Genomic DNA, 20,860 nt, shown 5'->3' with positions numbered 1-20,860 from the left:
ATGACCGTCATCAAACAGGAAGACCTGATCCAGAGCATCGCGGATTCGCTGCAGTACATCAGCTACTACCACCCGCTCGACTACATCCAGGCCCTCGGCCGCGCGTACGAGCTGGAAGAGAGCCCGGCCGCGAAGGACGCGATCGCGCAGATCCTCACGAACAGCCGCATGTGCGCGGAAGGCCGCCGCCCGATCTGCCAGGACACCGGCATCGTCACGATCTTCGTGAAGGTCGGCATGGACGTGCGCTGGGACGGCGCGACGATGGGCCTCACCGACATGATCAACGAAGGCGTGCGCCGCGGTTACACACACCCGGACAACGTGCTGCGCGCATCGATCGTCAACCCGCCGGAAGGCGCCCGCAAGAACACGAAGGACAACACGCCGGCCGTGATCCACTACGAGATCGTACCGGGCGACAAGGTCGACGTGCAGGTCGCGGCGAAGGGCGGCGGCTCGGAGAACAAGTCGAAGTTCGTGATGCTGAACCCGTCGGATTCGATCGTCGACTGGGTGCTGAAGACGGTCCCGACGATGGGCGCCGGCTGGTGCCCGCCGGGCATGCTCGGGATCGGCATCGGCGGCACCGCTGAAAAGGCGATGCTGATGGCGAAGGAATCGCTGATGGAGCCGATCGACATTCAGGAAATCATCGCGCGCGGTCCGAAGGACTGGGTCGAGGAACTGCGCGTCGAGCTGCACGAGAAAGTCAACGCGCTCGGCATCGGCGCGCAGGGCCTCGGCGGCCTCGCGACCGTGCTTGACGTGAAGATCATGGCTGCTCCGACGCACGCGGCGTCGAAGCCGGTCGCGCTGATCCCGAACTGCGCGGCCACGCGCCACGCGCACTTCGTGCTCGACGGCTCCGGCCCGGCCAAGCTGGAAGCGCCGTCGCTCGACGCGTGGCCGAAGGTCCAGTGGGAACCGAACACGGAAACCAGCAAGCGCGTCGACCTGAACACGCTGACGCCGGAAGAAGTCGCGAGCTGGGCACCGGGTCAGACGCTGCTGCTGTCGGGCAAGATGCTCACGGGCCGCGACGCCGCGCACAAGCGCATCGCCGACATGCTCGCGAAGGGCGAGAAGCTGCCGGTCGACTTCACGAACCGCGTGATCTACTACGTGGGTCCGGTCGATCCGGTGCGTGACGAAGTGGTCGGCCCGGCAGGCCCGACGACGGCCACGCGGATGGACAAGTTCACCGAGACGATGCTCGCTCAGACGGGTCTGATCTCGATGGTCGGCAAGGCCGAACGCGGCCCGGTCGCGATCGATGCGATCAAGAAGCACAAGGCGGCCTACCTGATGGCGGTCGGCGGTGCGGCGTACCTCGTGTCGAAGGCGATCCGCGGCGCGAAGGTGCTCGCATTCGAAGACCTCGGCATGGAGGCGATCTACGAGTTCGACGTGCAGGACATGCCGGTGACGGTGGCCGTCGATTCGTCGGGCACGTCGGTGCACCAGACCGGTCCGAAGGAATGGCAGGCAAAGATCGGCAAGATCCCGGTCGCAACCGCTTAAGCGCGATCGAACGAAAGGCCGGACAAGCGTCCGGCCTTTTTACTTCCCATTCTCATTCTCGCGCGCGGCCGGTTACGCAAGGCTGATTCTCATTACACGCAAAAGGCAGGCCCGGCAAGGCTTCGAGGCTTGGCTTTTCTCGGTCGAGCGATTATCGTTCGGTTTCTGAAGCCCCACTGAACAAGGAACAGCCATGCAAGGCGACAAGAAAGTCATCGAATATCTGAACGCCCAACTGAAGAACGAACTCACGGCAATCAACCAGTACTTCCTGCATGCGCGCATGTACAAGCACTGGGGCCTCGACAAGCTCGGCAAGCATGAATACGACGAATCGATCGGCGAAATGAAGCACGCCGACTGGCTGATCGAGCGCGTGTTCATGCTCGACGGCCTGCCGAACCTGCAGGACCTGCACAAGCTGCTCGTCGGCGAGGAAACCGAGGAGATCCTGAAGTGCGACCTGAAGCTCGAGCAGATCTCGCAGAACACCTGCAAGGAAGCGATCGCCTACTGCGAATCGGTGCGTGACTACGTGTCGCGCGAGATCTTCGAAAAGATTCTCGACGACACCGAAGAGCACATCGACTGGCTGGAAACGCAGATCGACCTGATCGGCAAGGTCGGCCTGCAGAACTACCAGCAGACGATGATGGGTTCGCCCGAGTAAGCGCCATCACGGCCACCGCCGCCACGCCCGCTACCTCGCCGTCCGCATGACGATGACGCACCAGCCAGCCGCTTCCGGGGCCAGCCCCGCCACCCCCGTCGGGATCTTCGATTCGGGGCTCGGCGGCCTGTCGGTGCTGCGCGCCGTGCGCGCGCACCTGCCCGGCGAGTCGTTCGTCTACGTCGCCGATTCGCAGCACGCGCCGTACGGGCCGCGCGACGAGGCGTTCATTACGGAACGCACGCTGGCCATCGGCGAGTGGCTCGCCCGCGAAGGGGCGAAAGCGCTCGTGATCGCGTGCAACACGGCAACGGCGCGAGCGATCGCGGCGATCCGCGAACGCCTGTCGATACCTCTGGTCGGTGTCGAACCGGGCATCAAACCGGCCGCCGCGCTGTCCACGACCGGCGTCGCGGGCGTCCTCGCGACGCAATCGACGCTGAACAGTCCGCGCTTCCAGGCGCTGCTCGACCGCTACGGCGCCGGCCGCCGCTTCATCTGCCAGCCGGGCCACGGGCTCGTCGAAGCGATCGAACGCGGCGACACGAACTCGCCCGCATTGCGCACGTTGCTCGAGCGTTATCTGCAGCCGATGCTCGACGACGGTGCCGATACGCTGGTGCTCGGCTGCACGCACTATCCGTTCTTCACAGAAACGATTCGTGACATTGTTGGCGACCGCCTGACGATCGTCGACACGAGCGATGCCATCGCCCGCCAGCTCGCGCGGGTGCTCGACGAACGCGGCCTGCGCGCGCCGGCCGGCACGCGTGCCGCGCCGCCGCGCTTTTGCTCGACTGGCGACGGCCTGCAACTGCACGCACTCGCGTCGACGCTGCTCGGCCTCGACGCGCCGGTCGAATCCGTCACCATTTCCTCGCCGAACGCGCGCGCCTGCGCGACCGCCTGACGCGCGCCGGCACACCGCCGGCACGCCCTCTCCTGCTATCCCGCCGTTTGAAGGGTCCGATGACCTTAAAAAAAGCCGAACCCAGGCTTGTCAACCTCCGCAAATTTAATGATAATAATTCGCATTACCGTTAGCTATCGCAACTCATCATGATCGTCTGCGTGTGCAAGTCAGTTTCGGATCGCAAGATTCGCGCGTCCCTCGCCGAGGGCGTGGGTTCTTTCGACGAACTCCAGTTCGAGCTCGGCGTGGCCACGTGCTGCGGCAAGTGCGAGGAGTCCGTACGCGACCTCATGGCCGAGCAAGGCGTCTGCGCGAGCCGGTGCGGCGTCGAGCACCACGCTCATCCGATCCCGGTCACGTTCTACGACCGCAAGGCCGCCTGAGCGGCGCCGAGCGTGCGCATGCGGCCGCCGCCGCATTTTATGTCCAACCGTCAGCAAGCCATTTTCCACGCGAGCCAGCGGCTTACCTGCCAAGGAGCCTGTCATGGAATTGCTGATCGGATTTGTGACCACCGTTTGCATCTCGCTGCTGATCTTCCGCAAGTAGTGCCGATTCACCCGCCGCGCCCCGGGTGCGACGTCGTTCTTTCAAGCTAACATGCAGGCTTCGCAATCCGCTCCTGCCGGCATCCTGCCGGCTGCTCCACGTATGAATCCCCGGGTCATCACGGTCGCGGTCGGTGTGCTTGCCGCACACGCGATCATGCTGACGGCTGCGTGGCTCCATCGCAACGCGCCGCCGCCGAAATCGGTCGAAGTGCAGTCGATCACCGCGCAGCTCATCACGCCTGCGCCGATCGCCCAGCAGGTCGCGGCCGAATCGATCCCGCAACCCGCGCCGCCGAAGCCCACCCCGCGCGTCAAACCGAAGGTCGAGCCGAAGCCGGTGCAGAAGGCGGCCAAGCCCGCGCCTCAGCCGGTTGCGCAATCGCCTGCCCCATCGCCGACGCCCGCGCCGGCTGCCGATCCGACGCCGGCGCCCGCCGCGCCCGCCGCTGCAGCGCCGGCCGCAACGCCCAGCCCGGCTCGCGAAACGATGCAGGTCAGCGCGCCGAAGAACGTGCCGACGCTTCAATGCAACTTCGTGAAACCCGACTACCCGTCGATGTCGCGTCGCCGCGGCGAATCGGGCACCGCCTATGTTCACTTCGTCGTCGGCGTGACCGGCAAGATCGAAAGCGTCGAGCTGCAGAAAAGCAGCGGTTATCCGCGCCTCGACGATGCCGCACTCGACGCGATGCGCTCGACTACCTGCCGTCCGTATATCGAGAACGGCCAGGCGATCCGCGCCGCCCGCACACAGCCCTACAACTTCGGGCTCACCGACTAACCTGCCTCATCCGGAAGATTCAAAGGAAACAAAAATGCAAAGCTACGGTATCGCGCACGTCTGGGCGCAAGGTGATTTCGTCACGCGCGCCATTGCGATCACGCTGCTCGTGATGTCGGTCCTGTCGTGGATCGTGATCATCGTCAAGGGCTGGAACGTGATTCGCTTGAACCGCCTCACGAAGAACGCGGAACAGGCGTTCTGGCATTCGGACGACTTCGACGACGGCATCAAGAAGCTCGGTCTCACCGCATCGACGCCGAGCGACAACCCGTTCCTCGCGCTCGCGCTGTCGGGCAAGGAAGCCGCCGATCACCACCATCAGACGCAGCCGCACCTGCACGACCGCATGGACGTGTCCGACTGGGTCACGCGCTGCCTGAAGGACACGATGGACGAAGGCATCTCGCGCATGCAGGCCGGCCTCGCGATTCTCGCGTCGATCGGCAGCACGGCGCCGTTCGTCGGCCTCTTCGGCACGGTCTGGGGCATCTATCACGCACTGCTCGTGATCGGCGCAACCGGCCAGACGTCGATCGACCAGGTCGCGGGTCCGGTCGGCGAATCGCTGATCATGACGGCCTTCGGCCTGTTCGTCGCAATTCCCGCCGTGCTCGGCTACAACGCACTGACGCGCGCGAACAAGGGTGTCGTCAGCAAGCTGCGCCGCTTCGCACACGGTCTGCACGCCTACTTCGTGACGGGCGCGCGCCTCGCGTCGTCGTCGCCCCGCGACGGCCTGCGTCTCGCGACGCGCGCCAGCTGAGACGAGGTGAACCATGGCAATGAACACCGGCTTCAGCGATGACGACGACGATGGCGTGATGAGCGAGATCAACATGACGCCGCTCGTCGACGTCATGCTCGTACTCCTGATCATCTTTCTCGTGACGATCCCGGCGATGCAGCACGCGGTGAAGATCGACCTGCCGCACGCGAGCAGCCAGCCCGTCGACGAAAAGCCGCAAACGGTCGACGTCGCGATCCAGGGCAACGGCACGATCCTGTGGAACGACCAGACGGTCACGCGCGAGCAGCTGCAGGCACACATCGCGGAAGCGGCACAGCATCAGCCGCAACCGGAGTTGCACCTGCGCGCCGATCGCAAGGTTGCCTATGAGCGTGTGGCGGAAGTGATGTCCGATGCGCAGGCCGGCGGCCTGACGAAGCTCGGCTTCGTGACCGAGCCGAGCGCGAAGGCGAAGTAACGCACGCGCGTTTGGCCGGTCGGCGGCCGCGCCTCGCCGGCCCCACAAAGTAAAAGGCCTTCATCGCCAGATGAAGGCCTTTTTTCATGCGCACGCGGGCGCCTTCGGGCGGCGGGCTCTTCGGCGGTATCGGTTGCGCCTCGAGCAACGCAATGCGGCTACCGTGGTCTGCACGGACTGCGCGTTCTGCCCTATCTGGCTCGCAATATATGCGGCCACCTGATTCCGCTCAGAACTTCCTTCGCGAAATGGGATTTCAATATAGGCCCGCGCGCGAACGCATTCAAGGCCCCTGCGATTGAAACTTGCGATTGCCGGCGGCACTTCAATGACAAAACAAATTTGCCACGACGCGCAGTTTGCATTCAGGTGGACGAAGCATCGGCCGCCGCGGCTTCCTTCTTGTCGCGCTCCGGGCAGCTCGGCTGCTTGTAATCGCCGTGATCGAGCTTCTCGACCAAATAGTCGACGAACGCTCGGACCGCGGGCGGCATCCCCTGCCGCGACACGAACACCGCATAGAGTTGCGGCACCGGCAGCGTCCAGCCCGGCATCACGGGCGACAACTGTCCGGCGCGCAATGCATTGCCGTACATCATCTCCGGCAGCGCCGCGATGCCGAGGCCGTCGAGCACGGCCTCGCGGATCGTCATCAGGTCCGCCGTCACGAGCCTCGGATCGTGCTCGTGCAAGTGACGCGTGCCGTCCGGCGCGATCAGGTTGAACACGTGCCGTCCGTCGACGCTCGGCGTATCGAGCGTCTCGAAGCGCGCCAGATCGTCCGGCACGAGCGGCGGCGCATTCTGGCTCAACAGGCTCGGCGCGCCGACCAGCATCTGCTCGGTCCGCCACAACGGCCGCACGACGATGTTCGCGTTCTGCGGCGGCTCCGAGCGCACGCGCAACGCGACATCGACCGAATCCTCGAACAGGTCGATCACGCGGTTCGTCACGCGGATGTGCACCTTCACCTCGGGATAGCGGTGCAGGAATTCGGGCAGGATGCGCGACAGCATCGTCTGCGACAGCGTGACCGGGACACTCACGCGCACCGAGCCGCGCGGCGACGAGCGCAACTGCTGCACGGCGTTCATCGCGGCCTGGGCTTCGGCGAGCATCGCCTGGCAATGCTGGTAGAACAGCTCCCCCGCCTCGGTCAGCGCGAGCTTGCGCGTCGAACGCTGCAGCAGCCGCACGCCGAGCGCCGCTTCGAGTTCCGTCAGGCGCCGCGACAGGCGCGATTTCGAGATACCCAGCACGCGCTCCGCAGCCGAGAACCCGCCGTGTTCGACGACCTGCGAAAAGTACATCAGGTCGTTCAGGTTGTGTGCATCGATGTTCATTTCATCGTTCCAATTTCAGAACAATCCATTGCGAACCGCCGCAAATCGGACCGCAAAACGCCCAATATAATAGCGCTATGTTTCAAAAATAACGCTATTCCGATGATTTCGAGGGCTTCTGCATGACGACCGCTCGCTCGCTTGACCGCACCTACCCCGCGCTTCGCACGACCGAAGGCGGCGGCTTCGTGGTTCACCGCCCGTTCCCGACCCGGCTGCTGATGGATTTCGATCCGTTCCTGCTGCTCGATGAAATGGGCCCCGTCGACTATGCGCCCGGCGAAGCCAAGGGCGCGCCCGACCATCCGCATCGCGGCTTCGAGACGGTGACCTACGTGCTCGACGGGCGCTTTCGCCATCGCGACTCGGCCGGCCATGCCGGCACGCTCGGGCCCGGCGACGTGCAGTGGATGACGGCCGGCGCGGGCGTCGTGCACAGCGAAATGCCGGACCCCGAATTCGCGCAGGCGGGCGGCCGCTCGCACGGCTTCCAGCTGTGGGTGAACCTGCCGCGCCGCGACAAGCTGATCGCACCGCGCTACCAGGAAATCCCGGCCGACCGCATCCCGATCGCCACGTCGCCGGACGGCCGTGCGCAGGTCCGCGTGATTGCCGGCGAAGCGTTCGGTGTGCGTGCGGCGATCGAGACGCGCACGCCGATCCTCTACCAGCATTTCACGCTGCAACCGGGCGCAATGGTCACGCAGCCGGTGCCGCCAGGTTATCGCGTGTTCGCCTACCCGCTCGACGGAGCGGGCCGCTACGGGCCCGACAGGCAACCCGTCGACGCACGGCAGATGGTCGTCTACGGTGACGATGGCGACGCGGTAACCTTCGAAGCCGGCGATACGCCGCTCGACCTGCTGCTGATCGGCGGCGTCCCGCTCAACGAGCCGATCGTCCGCTATGGCCCGTTCGTGATGAATACCGAGGAAGAGATCCGGCAGGCCGTCGTCGACTACCAGACGGGCCGCATGGGCCGCATCGAAGCGTGACGTGCAATCGGGGCCGCAGCTGCCGCGAAACGGCTTGTTTTGCGTCACAATAACTTCTTGATCCATGTGGCTGCCCGCCACCAGAAGGAACCCGTCCCCTTGAACTTCGAACATCTGATCCAGATCAACTCCGACGATCCGGCCGTGCCGTCCCTGACCCGCGACCAGCTCTGGGAAGGCCTCGTGCTGCGCGCCGAACAGCCGCAGCTGTTCCTGATCGGTCTCGACAGCTGTGTCGTCCTCGAACGGACGGACACGACGCTCGAACGCGAGCTGCACTACGGGCATGCGATCGTGCGCGACCGCGTGACGTTCATCCCGAACGAGCAAGTGCGCTACGACATCCATGCGGCCGGCGGTGAAATCGGCGGCTCGCTGACGATGACGATCGAGGAGCGCGACGATCACGAGCTGTTCCTGCGTTTCGAATACCGCACGACGCTGACCGTCACGGACGACAGCGAGGAAGCGCGTCACACGCACGGTATCGTCAAGGAAGCGTATCGCACGTCGGACATCGACACGGTGCGCCTGATCCGCGAATACGCACAAGGGCGCAAGGACCCGGATCCGCTCCACTGAAGTCGGCGGCGGCCTGCGGGCCGCCTCTTTGACTCACGCTATCGGGGTTGTTGCATCGATCGATAAAGAGTTTTTGTAAATGGGAATAGTTATCATTTAGAATTCATTCCATCGCATCGACTGTTACCGATCAACCGAATGACCGACACCACGCGCCCGACCACGCTGACCTTGCGCCGCACGACCGGCACCGCAAGCGGCAACCGTCAGAAGACGGCAGCGGTCACGACGCCGGCGAAACCCGCCGGAAGCCGCGATGCCGGCACACGGACCCTCAGCAGCGATGCGCTGCTGCAAGGTCACAGCCACATCAGCATCGCGCATAACGGAGAAACCTATCAGTTGCGTGCCACGCGGCTCGGCAAACTGATCCTGACGAAGTAACGACAGAGTATTGTGGGGACCACCTCCCTGAGAGGTGTTGGGCAGTAGCCAGCGTAACGGCTTGCACGCGAGATCTAGACCCCTTCGTGCAAATACACTCAAGCAGCCGTTGCAGCAAGCCAAGCCACTTTTTTGGTTCTCGCACATGGAAGAAAAAAAGCGACACGTCGAAAGACGTGTCGCTTTTTGTTTGTGCGTCCGCAGACAACGGAACAGGCATCGCGGCTATCGGCGCTGCAGTTTCACCGCACTCCGGAGCCCGGCGACAGAATACCTCGCCTGCTACTCCGGCGCGCGGCCGCAAGGCCTTCAATCCCGCATCAGAACCCCCAGAACATCAACCACCACGCGCTATCGATCACGGCCAGGCCGGCCGCGAACCACGCGAATGCAGCCAGCCGGCGCGGCCACGCGGCATAGCGCCCCGTCACCTTCCAAGCAAGCCACGCGCTCCACGCGTTCGCGCAAACCAGAATCGCGATGCGCACATCCGTCGCCCAGCCGAGCGGCACATGCTCGGCCCGCAGCAGCGACAACGTCGTCGCCGACAGCCCGAGGAACACGCCCGCACCCGCGATCGGGATCAGCGCCTGCGCGAGATGATGAAGACGCACGCGATCGAAACGGCCGAGCATCAGCGTCGCGCCGGCCAGCAGCACGAGCAGCGCGGTACCGTACACGAGCCCCGTGCCGACGATATAGCCGACGACCAAACCGCCGTCGAGCCACGAGAACACGTCGTTGCGATCCGGGTAATGCGTGAGCAGGAACCACGGTGCATTGGTCTCGAGCGGCCACGTGATGTCGCGGTCGATCAGCCAGCCCGCGAGGAATTGCTTGATCTGCACGAACCACGGGCTGACGGTCCAGTGGAACGCGCCGATCGCGACGCCGAGCAGGCCGTACAGGATCAGCGCCGTGTCCCACGGGTTCGCCTGTTGCGCGCCGAGGTTCACGACCTCGTCGGACGGCGAGCGCCACGACAGTTCGATCGCATCGCGATGCCCGCTGCAGCGGCCGCACATGTGGCATGCGGCGGCGCCCTTCATGTTGCGCAACGGCACGAGCGGCGCGCAGTTGATCGGAATCACGCGATGTCCGTGCTCGCCGTTCTTGTACGAGCGGCGCCACGCATCCTCGTCGACCTTGTAGCGCATCGGCGCGAGCCGCGACAGCAATCCGAACACGCCGTTGACCGGGCACAGGTACTTGCACCACACGCGCTTCTCGCGGCCGTACAGCAGGCCGATCACGATCGCGCCGACGGTCGAGCCGCCGAGCACGAACAGCACGGCGAGCGGGTACTGGTACACGCTGACCATCTGCCCATAGATCGTCGTGAGCCCGAACGCGACGAACGGCCAGCCGCCCCACCGCATCCAGCGCGGAATCGCGCCGCCGCGGCCGAACCGGCTCGCGTATTCGGTGAGCGCGCCTTCCGGGCACAGCACGCCGCACCAGACGCGGCCGAGCATCACCATCGACAGCAGCACGAACGGCCACCAGATGCCCCAGAACACGAACTGCGCGATCAGCGTGAGGTTGTTCCACAGGTGCGCGGAATCGTCCGGCAGCGGCAACACCGCCGGCACGATGATCAGGAATGCATAGACGGCGACGACGACCCACTGGATACCGCGGATCACCGCGCCGTGGCGCTGCATCCACTGGCCGGCCTGTGCGAGCCAGCCCGGCTTGGCTGCGGCGGCCACGCTCATGCCGTGCGACCCGCTGTGACGGCCGGACGGCGGCTCGCGCGCTTCATCAGCAGCCAGACGACCGCCCAGTACACCGCATAGGCGACCAGGTTGGTCAGTGCCGGATGCGCGCGATAGCCGGTCAGCGTCGCGACGAGCGAACCGAACGTGCCGGAATCATCGAGGATCGCGGACGTGTCCCACAGCTGCGAGATGCCGAGCGGCAGGATTTCCTTGTCGATCAGCTTGTCGACGCCGGTCTGGAACAGGCCCGCGCCGAGGAACAGCAGCATCACTTCGGTGACGCGGAAGAAATGCCGCCACGAGAAGTACTTGCCGCCGAGCTGCAGCAGATAGAACGTGAGGAACGCGAGGCCGAGGCCGATCACGACCGCGAGCATCTGGCTCGCGTCCACGTGCCCCGACTGGCCGAAACCGAGGCCGTACAGGAAGATCACCGTCTCGCTGCCTTCGCGGGCGATCGCGAGCGCGACCAGCACGGCAACGCCCCACCAGTTCGAATCGCGCGTGCTCTGCTGCAGCGACTGCTCCATGTCGCGCTTCAGCGTGCGGCCGTGCCGGCGCATCCACAGCACCATCTGCACGATCAGCACGCAGGCGATCAGCACCATCGCGGTCTGGAAATAGTCCTGTGCGTCGCCGGACAGCACTTCGGTGAAGCCGACGAGTGCGGCGCCGAGACCGACGGCCATCAGCAGGCCGACTGCCACACCCGTCCACAGAAAGGGCAGGCCGCGGCGCGCGTCGTCGTCGCCGTTCTTCAGCCACGCATAGAGGATGCCGACGACGAGCAGCGCTTCGACGCTCTCCCGCCAGACGATGAACAAGATCTGACCCATTGAATCCTCCTGACGTGCGGGGCACGGCACTCGTGCGCCCGTACGCAGATAAAACGCATTACTTCGCGACGATCACGCCCTGTGCCTGCTGGTGGAAATCGTCGAAAAACTTGTACTCGCCCGGCGACAGCGGGGCGACGACCACGAACGAATCGGCGCCCGGCGCGAGCACCTTCTCCTTGCGCAACTGCACGCTCTCGAATTCGGCGGCGCCCTTGCCGGTATTCCGGATCTCGATCTTGAAGCGCTGACCGGCCGGCACTTCGATGCGGGCGGGATTCAGCTTGCCGTCCGTCATCTCGAGCTTGAACGTCGGCAGATCGGCGGCATGCGCCGTGCCGGCGAGCCACAGCGCGGCGGCTGCAGCGGCGATTTTCTGGGGAAATTTCATTCTGGGTTCTCTACGCTGACGGCGCGCCGAAGCGCGCCGTCCGTGATGCCACCGATCAGTACCCGCCCTTCTTGCCGATGCCGGCGAACGGGAAGTCGTATTCGAGGGTGACGGGCTTGAACCACGGACCCACACCGGTTTCCTTGTCGACGTGACGGCCGAACGCCATGTGGCCCGATTGCATCGGCGGCTTGACGATCATCGTCAGGTGGTACTTGCCCGGGCCGGCCAGCTTCACGTTGTCGCCGTAGTGCGGGCCGTCGCTCGCGACCATGCCCATCAGGTCGCCTTCGGCCTTCCACTTCGTGTCGCCCTGCTTCGTCAGCTTGTACGTGACCTGCAGGTACGGCATCCAGTCGCCTTCCGCGAAACCCGTCGGGTTGTTCTTGACCGCGTGGATGTCCGCCTCGAGGTGGATGTCCGAATCCGACGCCTTGCGCATCATCCCTTCCGGATCCATCGTGATCGGCTGCAGGTATACCGCGCCGATTTCCATGCCGCCCTGGATCTGCTGCTTGCCGATCGGATATTCGGCCGCCGAGGCCGACATCGCGGCCAGCGCCGCCGCTACCGCAACCGACGTGCGGATGAACGAAGAACCCAACATGGACACTCCTTGTTATTTGTCTGACACGCTGCCAACCGCCCTCCTGGACGGCTCGCCGGAAACACTAACGCAATGAAGAACGTTAATGCGAACTATTCTCAATACTTGCGAAGTGTAGCACCGAACCGGCTCTGGAACAAACGAGACCCCCGCTAAACCCCTGATGCGACAAGGCTTACAACCGAGTTACCGGGAGGTTTCAGTGACGTTTTGGAAAGGTTTACCGGCCGCCGCTGATGTGGTCGCCCACATTCGCGCCGAACACGCGTTCGCGCAGCAGCGCCAGCTGGTCGCGGGTGGCCGCGGCCTTTTCGAATTCGAGGTTCTTCGCGTAGTCGGCCATCTGCTTTTCGAGTCGCTTGATTTCTTTCGCGATCTGCTTTTCCGACATGTCCTCGAACTTCGCGCGTTGCTGCGCTTCCTTCAGCTCGGCGCGTGCGTCGTCGGCGTTGTAGACGCCGTCGATGATGTCCTTGATGCGCTTCACGACGCCGCGCGGCGTGATGCCCATCTTCTCGTTGTGCGCGATCTGCTTCGCACGGCGCCGCTCGGTCTCGCCGATCGCGCGCTTCATCGATTCGGTCATCGTGTCGGCGTAGAGGATCGCCTTGCCGTTCACGTTGCGCGCCGCGCGGCCGATCGTCTGGATCAGCGAGCGCTCGGCGCGCAGGAAGCCTTCCTTGTCCGCGTCCAGAATCGCGACGAGCGACACTTCCGGAATGTCCAGGCCTTCGCGCAGCAGGTTGATCCCGACCAGCACGTCGAACGTGCCGAGTCGCAGGTCGCGGATGATCTCGACCCGCTCCACCGTGTCGATGTCGCTGTGCAGGTAGCGCACCTTGACGCCGTGGTCGGCGAGAAACTCGGTGAGCTGCTCGGCCATCCGCTTCGTCAGCACGGTGATCAGCACGCGCTCGCCGGCATTCACGCGCGCGTTGATCTCGGTCAGCACGTCGTCGACCTGCGAGCTGGCCGGGCGCACTTCGATTTCCGGATCGACGAGCCCGGTCGGCCGCACCACCTGCTCGGCGATCTGCCCCGTCACGCGCTTCTCGTAGTCGGCAGGCGTGGCCGACACGAACACCACCTGGCGCATCTTGCGTTCGAACTCCGGGAACTTGAGCGGCCGGTTGTCCAGCGCCGACGGCAACCGGAATCCGTAGTTGACGAGGTTCTCCTTGCGCGCGCGGTCGCCGTTGTACATGCCGTTCAGCTGGCCGATCAGCACGTGCGATTCGTCGAGCAGCATCAGCGCGTCGGGCGGCAGGTAGTCGACGAGCGTCGGCGGCGGCTCGCCGGGCGCGGCGCCCGAGAAGTGCCGCGAGTAGTTCTCGATGCCCTTGCAGAAGCCGAGCTCCTGCAGCATCTCGAGATCGAAGCGCGTGCGCTGCTCGAGGCGCTGCGCCTCGACAAGCTTGCCGTCGCGGTGGAAGAACTCGAGGCGCTCGCGCAATTCGTCCTTGATCGTCTCGACCGCACGCATCACGGTGTCGCGCGGCGTCACGTAGTGCGATGACGGATACACCGTGAAGCGCGGAATCTTCTGCCGCACGCGGCCCGTCAGCGGATCGAACAGCTGCAGCGTCTCGACCTCGTCGTCGAACAGCTCGACGCGCACGGCCATCTCCGCATGCTCGGCCGGGAAGATGTCGATCGTGTCGCCGCGCACGCGGAACGTGCCGCGCTGGAAGTCCTGATCGTTGCGCGAGTACTGCATCGCGATCAGCCGCGCGATCACGTCGCGCTGGCCGAGCTTGTCGCCGGCGCGCAGCGTCAGGATCATCTTGTGGTACTCGGACGGGTTGCCGATACCGTAGATCGCCGACACCGTCGCGACGATCACCACGTCGCGGCGCTCCATCAGGCTCTTCGTCGCCGACAGCCGCATCTGCTCGATGTGCTCGTTGATCGACGAGTCCTTCTCGATGAACAGGTCGCGCTGCGGCACGTACGCTTCCGGCTGGTAATAGTCGTAGTACGAGACGAAGTACTCGACCGCGTTGCGCGGGAAGAACTCGCGGAACTCCGCGTACAGCTGCGCCGCGAGCGTCTTGTTCGGTGCGAATACGATTGCCGGGCGGCCGAGCCGCGCGATCGTGTTCGCCATCGTGAAGGTCTTGCCCGAACCCGTCACGCCGAGCAGCGTCTGGAACGCGAGGCCGTCGCCGACACCTTCGACGAGCGTTTCGATCGCGGTCGGCTGGTCGCCTGCGGGCGGATACGGCTGGTATAGCTGAAATGGCGACCCTTCGAAGGTCACGAATTTCGATTCGTCGAGCGCGTCGCCGACTTCGGCGTGATGTTCGGACATGGAGTGCGGCCGGAGCGAGGGCAAAAGACTATTCTAGCGCTTCGCGGCGTTGCGGACCGCTGACGGCTCCTGACGCGCGGCACCGGCCGAAATCGCAATTCGCCGCGCAATCGCCGCCCCCGGCAGCATGAATTCGCTACAATATCAGGCTGCTGCGCTTTCCGGCGCCGTGCCCGCTGGCGCGCGGTCCGCTGCGCCCGCCCCGCCGGCTGAAAGCCTGACCCTCTTTTCACAACTGCCGAATCATCATGTCGCTCTTCTCCGCTGTCCAGCTTGCTCCCCGCGACCCGATCCTGGGCCTGAACGAAGCCTTCAACGCCGATGCGCGTCCGACCAAGGTCAATCTCGGCGTCGGTGTGTACACGAACGAAGAAGGCAAGATTCCGCTGCTGCGCGCCGTTCGCGAAGCAGAAAAGGCGCGTGTCGACGCCGGCCTGCCGCGCGGCTACCTGCCGATCGACGGGATCGCCGCCTACGACGCAGCGGTGCAGAAGCTGCTGCTCGGCAACGATTCGCCGCTGATCGCCGCAGGCCGCGTGGTCACCGCGCAGGCACTGGGCGGCACGGGCGCGCTGAAGATCGGCGCCGATTTCCTCCGCACCGTGAACCCGAACGCGAAGGTCGCGATCAGCGACCCGAGCTGGGAAAACCACCGCGCGCTGTTCGAAGCCGCCGGCTTCGAAGTCGTCGCGTATCCGTACTACGACGCCGCCACCAACGGCGTGAACTTCGACGGCATGCTGTCGGCGCTGAACGGCTATGCGGCTGGCACGATCGTCGTGCTGCACGCGTGCTGCCACAACCCGACCGGCGTGGACCTGACCGAAGCGCAATGGCAGCAGGTCGTCGACGTCGTCAAGGCGCGCAACCTCGTGCCGTTCCTCGACATGGCCTATCAGGGCTTCGGCGAGAACATCGAGGCAGATGCAGCGGCGGTGCGCCTGTTTGCCGCGGCCGACCTGAATGCATTCGTGTCGTCGTCGTTCTCGAAGTCGTTCTCGCTGTACGGCGAGCGCGTCGGCGCGCTGTCGATCATCACGTCGAGCAAGGAAGAAGCGACGCGTGTGCTGTCGCAACTGAAGCGCGTGATCCGCACGAACTACTCGAACCCGCCGACCCATGGCGGCGCCGTCGTCGCAGCCGTGCTCGCGTCGCCGGAACTGCATGCTGCATGGGTGCAGGAACTCGGCGAAATGCGCGACCGCATCCGTGCGATGCGCAATGGCCTCGTCGAGCGCCTGAAGGCGAGCGGCGTGGATCGCGACTTCAGCTTCATCAACGCGCAGCGCGGGATGTTCTCGTATTCGGGCCTGACTTCGGCGCAAGTCGATCGTCTGCGCGAAGAGTTCGGCATCTACGCAGTCGGCACGGGCCGCATCTGCGTGGCAGCGCTGAACACGCGCAACCTCGACGCAGTCGCAAACGCGGTCGCAGCAGTCCTGAAGTAAGTCGGCATCCGCGGGCGGCAGCCGTCACCGGCCCGCCCTGCCGAAACAAAAAACGCGCTCCCCCGGAGCGCGTTTTTTTATGGCTTCGTGCATTGCCGTCGAGGGCTCGCCACGAACGGTACGCGTGGCGACCGCCCGTGCCGGACTCCGTTACTTCATGAACCAGCCGTGGCTGACGACGACCGACTGCCCCGTGAGCGCGGCGGTCGGGAACGCCGACAGGAACAGCACCGTCTGCGCGACGTCCTGCACCGTCGTGAACACCCCGTCGACCGTGTTGCCGAGCATCACCTTCTTGATCACTTCCTCTTCGCTGATTCCGAGTTCCTTCGCCTGCTCCGGAATCTGCTTGTCGACGAGCGGCGTGCGCACGAAGCCCGGACACACGACGTGCGAGCGCACGTTGTGCTTCGCGCCTTCCTTCGCCAGCACGCGCGCGAGGCCGAGCAGCCCGTGCTTGGCCGTCACGTAGGCCGACTTCAGCGGCGACGCTTCGTGCGAGTGCACCGAACCCATGTAGATCACGACGCCGCCGCGATCATCCTTGTACATGTGCTTGAGCGCGGCCTTCGTCGTCAGGAATGCGCCGTCGACGTGGATCGCCTGCATCTTCTTCCAGTCGGAGAACGAATAGTTCTCGATCGGATTGACGATCTGGATGCCGGCGTTCGACACGAGGATGTCGACCGAGCCGAACGCTTCGGCGACCTTGTCGATGCCGCTGTTCACGGCGTCCTCGTTGGTCACGTCCATCGCGACGCCGATCGCCTTGCCGCCTGCCTTGTTGATCTCGTCGGCAACCGCGTTCGCGCCGTCCTGGTTCAGGTCGGCGATCGCGACGGCCGCACCCGCCTTGGCCAGCTCCAGTGCGATTTCCTTGCCGATGCCGCTTGCGGCGCCCGTGACGACTGCGGTCTTGCCGCTCAGATCTGCTGCCATGTCCGTCTCCTTCCGTTATCGGATCGAAAAAGCGCGCCCCCGCCGCATCCGCTTTCGTCGCGGGCTCGTGCCGGCGGGTCAGCCGCTATTGTGCACGATCGGCCCCGCCGTTCGCGCGCAAAACGTCTAAGCTTAAGGTCGGTTCCGAGTCGCGGGAGATTTTCATGCACTATCGACGGCTAGGCCGCTCCGGCCTCCAGATCAGCGAGCTTTCGCTCGGCTCGTGGGTCACCTACGGCAACCAGGTCGATCAGCGGGCCGCACGCGAATGCCTCGCGGCGGCCCGCGATGCGGGCGTCAATTTCTTCGACAACGCCGAGGTCTATGCGGGCGGCAAATCCGAGGAAATCATGGGCCAGGCGCTCAAGTCGCTCGGCTGGCCGCGCATCAGCTACCTCGTATCCACGAAGTTCTTCTGGGGGCTCGCGGAAGCCCCGAATCAGTACCACACGCTGAACCGGAAATATCTGCTGAACGCGATCGACGGCTCGCTGCGCCGGCTGCAGCTCGACTATGTCGATCTCGTCTACTGCCATCGCCCGGATCCGAACACGCCGATCGAGGAAACGGTGTGGGCGATGAGCGACATGATCGTGCGCGGCAAGGCGCTGTACTGGGGCACGTCCGAATGGAGCGCCGACGAGATCCGCGCCGCGTATGAGATTGCCGAGCGGCACCATCTGCACAAACCGGTCGTCGAGCAGCCGCAGTACAACCTGTTCCACCGTACCCGGGTCGAACGCGAATACGCGCGGCTCTACGACGACTACGGCCTCGGCCTGACGACCTGGAGCCCGCTTGCATCGGGGCTGCTCACCGGCAAGTACCGCAATGGCGTACCGCCGGGCAGCCGCGCGGAACTGCAGGGCTACGACTGGCTCCGCGACCGGCTGACGGACCCGACCAGCAACGATGTGGTCGAACGGCTCGGCGGAATCGCGGCCGAACTCGGTTGCAGCACCGCCCAGCTCGCGATCGCGTGGGTGCTCGCGAATCCGCGCGTGAGTTCGGTCATTACGGGCGCCTCCCGGATCGAGCAAATCGGCGACAACATGCGCGCGCTCGACGTCGCCGCCAAGCTGACGCCGGAGGTCAGGCAACGCATCGAGGAGGCCGTCGGCGACGCATACGAGTAAGGCGACTCACGTCCACTCGCGTACAATACGCGGCCGCATTAGCGTGCGGCCCGACGGCCGCGCGCGATCGTCCGTTTTCATCGATTCATCCTTCGTTTCAGGCAGCCAGCCATGCTCAGTTATCGTCACGGTTTTCACGCAGGCAACCACGCGGATGTGCTCAAGCACGCCGTCGTCGTCCAGCTGCTGCGCTACCTGAACAAGAAAGACAAGTCGTACTGGTACATCGACACGCACGCAGGCGCCGGCGTGTATTCGCTGCGCGAGGGTTATGCGGCCAAGACGGGGGAATTCGACACCGGCATCGGCCCGCTGTGGAACGACAAGAACCTGCCGGAGGCGCTCGGCGATTACATCGACGAGGTGCGCGCGCTGAACGACGACGGCGAGCTGCATTACTATCCGGGCTCGCCGTATCTCGCATGGCGCGCGATGCGCGAGCAGGACCGGATGCGCCTGTTCGAGATGCACACGACGGAAATCGACGTGCTGCGTCACAACTTCCGCGACGCCGGGCGACGCGCGATGATTTACGCCGGTGACGGCTTCGAAGGCATCAAGGCGCTGCTGCCGCCGCCGCCGCGACGCGCGCTCGTGCTGATCGATCCGTCCTATGAGGACAAGAAAGATTACGCGCGCACGGTGACCTGCGTAACGGAATGCCTGAAGCGTTTCGCCACCGGGTGTTATGCGATCTGGTATCCGCAGGTTGCGCGGGTGGAGTCGCAGCGTTTTCCTGAACAGCTCAAGCGCCTGCAGCCGAACAACTGGCTGCACCTGACGTTGACGGTATCGAATCCGCCGGCAGATGGCCTGGGACTTTACGGCAGCGGAATGTTCATCCTGAATCCGCCGTACACGCTCGCACAGAGCATGAACGAAGCGCTGCTCTACCTCGTCGAACGCCTGGGACAGGACAGCGGCGCCCGATGCGAGATCGAGCACCGCGGGAACTGAGCGGAGGCGTGCCGTTACGGTTGCAGTCTCGGGGCGGGTCTTGCCTGATTCGCACGCGACGCACCCCAGCCCGGCACATTGATATACGGCGCGACGAACAACGGGACCGACGAATTCGGTCCCTGCCCGGCCGGCATTCGCATGCCCGCGGGTTCGACAATCGGCTCGGACGATAACGGCGCCGTTTGCAACACAAGGCCGCCCTGGCCATCCTGGATCCCCCGTTGCGTATCGAGAATCAACGGCTTGGACGAAGTCGCCGCACCGGCCGCGATGCCGTGAACGAGCACCGCGGCGCCCAGAACGAGACGCACACGGGAAACGTGACGTACATCGAGACGCAAGCGCATGGTCGTAATCTTCCTATGGAAAAGCAGGTGCATACCATAGCGCCACGCTGACGATTTCGCCAGATCCGGCGCACAAAAAAACAAAGCCCCGTCAATACGGGGCTTGCTTTTTCGCTCGGTGCCACACGGCACCTGACGGTACTCCGATTACAGCGAGTAGCCGTTCGTTTCGAGCGAACGGATGCGGCTCTCGAGCTGGACGATATCCGACGACGTAGCGAGGTAAGCCTCACGGCGCTCGCGCTCTGCGGATTCGAACCAGTTGCTCAGCTTTTCGACGATGTAGGCGATCATGACTTTCTCCAAGGAAGGGGAACCCTGGCGAATTCGAGATTCGGGGATTTCCCGTAAGGGTTATCCCGAATTATAGCGATGTCGCATCAAGATGCTAGTGAAATGCTTGCATGGAAGCCATTCCAATTCGGAATGATTCGTGAACCATCTTCGTCAACACATTGATTTATAAGGATATTGAATTGAGGCCCCTCTTCGACCTCGAGGACGTGCACTAATCTGGTTCACCGACGGGGTCGGCGAGACGCGCCAAGATCGGGCATTCCGGGCGTCCGTCACCATGGCAGTGCGCGGCGAGATCGGCGAGCGTATTGCGCATGTCGCTCAACTCCGCGATCCGCTTGTCGAGTTCGGCCACGTGTTCGAGGGCGATCGACTTCACTTCGGCACTGGCGCGGGAGCGGTCTTGCCAGAGCATCAGCAACTTGCGGATGTCCTCGACGAGAAAGCCGAGCCGCCGCGCTTGGCGGATGAAACGCAGGATATGGATTTCGTCCGAACCGTAGATCCGGTATCCGGCGTCGCTACGCTTGCTCGGCGCAAGGAGGCCGACCTGTTCGTAGTACCGGATCATTTTTGCGCTGACGCCGGATTCGCGCGACGCGTCGCCGATATTCATCCCTGCCCTCTCTCCGTCAAGCTCTGGTCGAACACGAACGTCGACGCACGAAGCAGCCGACGACACTTCGATCGTATCAAATCGCGTGATTTCGTTCCTGCGTGGGCGATGAGGGCAGGATCAACGGCGATGAGATCCTTGTGGTGCTGCCTTGGCCCTTTCCGCCGCGCCAATGCAAAAACCCCCGCCTTTCGGGCGGGGGTTTTTGGCTTAGGGAGCCTGACGATTACCTACTTTCACACGGGAATCCGCACTATCATCGGCGTAGAGTCGTTTCACGGTCCTGTTCGGGATGGGAAG

Annotated in this window: 23 protein-coding genes and 1 rRNA gene; 13 read left to right on the top strand and 11 right to left on the bottom strand. The window is 64.3% G+C overall.

Features of this window, described 5'->3' with window-relative positions; all coding sequences use genetic code 11:
- The 7 genes from ABIC50_RS27340 (at position 1) to ABIC50_RS27310 (ending at position 5,647) form a co-directional block, all read left to right on the top strand.
- Positions 1-1,524 (top strand): fumarate hydratase, encoded by a 1,524-nt coding sequence (locus tag ABIC50_RS27340; protein ID WP_011657442.1) that lies wholly within the window; start codon positions 1-3, stop codon positions 1,522-1,524.
- Positions 1,525-1,717: 193 nt separating this feature from the next.
- Entirely contained in the window at positions 1,718-2,194 is a 477-nt protein-coding gene (gene bfr, locus ABIC50_RS27335; protein ID WP_011657443.1) for a bacterioferritin, read from the top strand.
- Positions 2,195-2,240: 46 nt separating this feature from the next.
- Complete coding sequence (gene murI, locus ABIC50_RS27330; RefSeq protein ID WP_354168058.1) at positions 2,241-3,104, top strand: glutamate racemase; 864 nt, start codon at positions 2,241-2,243, stop codon at positions 3,102-3,104.
- A 149-nt stretch (positions 3,105-3,253) separates the two neighbouring features.
- Positions 3,254-3,490 carry a (2Fe-2S)-binding protein gene (locus tag ABIC50_RS27325; protein WP_006755389.1) on the top strand — a complete coding sequence of 79 codons (237 nt, stop codon included), beginning with the start codon at positions 3,254-3,256 and terminating at the stop codon, positions 3,488-3,490.
- 217 nt (positions 3,491-3,707) lie between these two features.
- A complete protein-coding gene (locus tag ABIC50_RS27320) occupies positions 3,708-4,439 on the top strand; it encodes an energy transducer TonB (RefSeq protein WP_011657445.1) in 732 nt (243 codons plus the stop codon).
- Positions 4,440-4,473: 34 nt separating this feature from the next.
- Positions 4,474-5,205, top strand: coding sequence for a MotA/TolQ/ExbB proton channel family protein (locus ABIC50_RS27315; RefSeq protein ID WP_011657446.1), 732 nt, complete (start codon positions 4,474-4,476; stop codon positions 5,203-5,205).
- A 13-nt stretch (positions 5,206-5,218) separates the two neighbouring features.
- Positions 5,219-5,647 (top strand): ExbD/TolR family protein, encoded by a 429-nt coding sequence (locus tag ABIC50_RS27310; protein ID WP_041491221.1) that lies wholly within the window; start codon positions 5,219-5,221, stop codon positions 5,645-5,647.
- Between the two features lie 365 nt (positions 5,648-6,012).
- Here the strand turns inward: ABIC50_RS27310 and ABIC50_RS27305 are convergent, their stop codons facing one another.
- Positions 6,013-6,990 (bottom strand): LysR family transcriptional regulator, encoded by a 978-nt coding sequence (locus tag ABIC50_RS27305; RefSeq protein WP_105832435.1) that lies wholly within the window; start codon positions 6,988-6,990, stop codon positions 6,013-6,015.
- Positions 6,991-7,112: 122 nt separating this feature from the next.
- Between ABIC50_RS27305 and ABIC50_RS27300 the strand changes: the two genes are divergently transcribed.
- The 3 genes from ABIC50_RS27300 (at position 7,113) to hemP (ending at position 8,951) form a co-directional block, all read left to right on the top strand.
- Positions 7,113-7,985 carry a pirin family protein gene (locus tag ABIC50_RS27300; protein ID WP_175696828.1) on the top strand — a complete coding sequence of 291 codons (873 nt, stop codon included), beginning with the start codon at positions 7,113-7,115 and terminating at the stop codon, positions 7,983-7,985.
- A gap of 99 nt (positions 7,986-8,084) precedes the next feature.
- Positions 8,085-8,567 carry an SRPBCC family protein gene (locus ABIC50_RS27295; RefSeq protein ID WP_175676801.1) on the top strand — a complete coding sequence of 161 codons (483 nt, stop codon included), beginning with the start codon at positions 8,085-8,087 and terminating at the stop codon, positions 8,565-8,567.
- Positions 8,568-8,705: 138 nt separating this feature from the next.
- Positions 8,706-8,951, top strand: a complete 246-nt coding sequence (gene hemP / locus ABIC50_RS27290; RefSeq protein WP_006760849.1) for a hemin uptake protein HemP — start codon at positions 8,706-8,708, stop codon at positions 8,949-8,951.
- A gap of 320 nt (positions 8,952-9,271) precedes the next feature.
- Here the strand turns inward: hemP and ABIC50_RS27285 are convergent, their stop codons facing one another.
- The 5 genes from ABIC50_RS27285 to uvrB form a co-directional block, all read right to left on the bottom strand.
- The gene (locus tag ABIC50_RS27285) at positions 9,272-10,669 is read right to left on the bottom strand and encodes a 4Fe-4S binding protein (RefSeq protein ID WP_354168057.1); all 1,398 of its coding nucleotides are present in this window, start codon (positions 10,667-10,669) and stop codon (positions 9,272-9,274) included.
- A complete protein-coding gene (locus ABIC50_RS27280) occupies positions 10,666-11,508 on the bottom strand; it encodes an FTR1 family iron permease (RefSeq protein WP_006760847.1) in 843 nt (280 codons plus the stop codon). Before ABIC50_RS27280 ends, ABIC50_RS27285 begins: the two co-directional genes overlap by 4 nt.
- Positions 11,509-11,566: 58 nt before the next feature.
- Positions 11,567-11,899, bottom strand: a complete 333-nt coding sequence (locus tag ABIC50_RS27275; protein ID WP_354168055.1) for a cupredoxin domain-containing protein — start codon at positions 11,897-11,899, stop codon at positions 11,567-11,569.
- Between the two features lie 55 nt (positions 11,900-11,954).
- Positions 11,955-12,506 carry an iron transporter gene (locus ABIC50_RS27270; RefSeq protein ID WP_011657453.1) on the bottom strand — a complete coding sequence of 184 codons (552 nt, stop codon included), beginning with the start codon at positions 12,504-12,506 and terminating at the stop codon, positions 11,955-11,957.
- Between the two features lie 220 nt (positions 12,507-12,726).
- Positions 12,727-14,817: an excinuclease ABC subunit UvrB gene (gene uvrB / locus ABIC50_RS27265; RefSeq protein ID WP_126228210.1), complete on the bottom strand. Its 2,091-nt coding sequence runs from the start codon at positions 14,815-14,817 to the stop codon at positions 12,727-12,729.
- A gap of 248 nt (positions 14,818-15,065) precedes the next feature.
- Here uvrB and ABIC50_RS27260 point away from each other — a divergent pair, with 248 nt between their 5' ends.
- Positions 15,066-16,265, top strand: a complete 1,200-nt coding sequence (locus ABIC50_RS27260) for an amino acid aminotransferase (protein ID WP_011657455.1) — start codon at positions 15,066-15,068, stop codon at positions 16,263-16,265.
- Between the two features lie 150 nt (positions 16,266-16,415).
- Here ABIC50_RS27260 and ABIC50_RS27255 read toward each other — a convergent pair whose 3' ends face one another.
- Complete coding sequence (locus ABIC50_RS27255) at positions 16,416-17,204, bottom strand: 3-hydroxybutyrate dehydrogenase (protein ID WP_175662630.1); 789 nt, start codon at positions 17,202-17,204, stop codon at positions 16,416-16,418.
- 164 nt (positions 17,205-17,368) lie between these two features.
- Here ABIC50_RS27255 and ABIC50_RS27250 point away from each other — a divergent pair, with 164 nt between their 5' ends.
- Entirely contained in the window at positions 17,369-18,340 is a 972-nt protein-coding gene (locus tag ABIC50_RS27250) for a potassium channel beta subunit family protein (protein WP_012364295.1), read from the top strand.
- A 111-nt stretch (positions 18,341-18,451) separates the two neighbouring features.
- Positions 18,452-19,297: a 23S rRNA (adenine(2030)-N(6))-methyltransferase RlmJ gene (locus ABIC50_RS27245; RefSeq protein ID WP_354168054.1), complete on the top strand. Its 846-nt coding sequence runs from the start codon at positions 18,452-18,454 to the stop codon at positions 19,295-19,297.
- 14 nt (positions 19,298-19,311) lie between these two features.
- Here ABIC50_RS27245 and ABIC50_RS27240 read toward each other — a convergent pair whose 3' ends face one another.
- The 4 genes from ABIC50_RS27240 to rrf all read right to left on the bottom strand — a co-directional run.
- The gene (locus ABIC50_RS27240) at positions 19,312-19,680 is read right to left on the bottom strand and encodes a hypothetical protein (protein ID WP_175696834.1); all 369 of its coding nucleotides are present in this window, start codon (positions 19,678-19,680) and stop codon (positions 19,312-19,314) included.
- Between the two features lie 114 nt (positions 19,681-19,794).
- Positions 19,795-19,941, bottom strand: a complete 147-nt coding sequence (locus tag ABIC50_RS27235; RefSeq protein WP_006478295.1) for a DUF3563 family protein — start codon at positions 19,939-19,941, stop codon at positions 19,795-19,797.
- A 214-nt stretch (positions 19,942-20,155) separates the two neighbouring features.
- On the bottom strand, positions 20,156-20,560 hold the full coding sequence (cueR, locus tag ABIC50_RS27230; protein ID WP_105832843.1) for a Cu(I)-responsive transcriptional regulator: 405 nt from the start codon (positions 20,558-20,560) through the stop codon (positions 20,156-20,158).
- Between the two features lie 217 nt (positions 20,561-20,777).
- Positions 20,778-20,860: ribosomal RNA gene (rrf, locus tag ABIC50_RS34025) — 5S ribosomal RNA — on the bottom strand; the annotation flags it as partial.

It is taken from the genome of Burkholderia sp. 567 (assembly GCF_040545115.1).
Classification (GTDB): domain Bacteria; phylum Pseudomonadota; class Gammaproteobacteria; order Burkholderiales; family Burkholderiaceae; genus Burkholderia; species Burkholderia ambifaria.
Note: the sequence above shows the minus strand (reverse complement) of the source record. Positions and strands in the feature narration are given on the sequence as shown.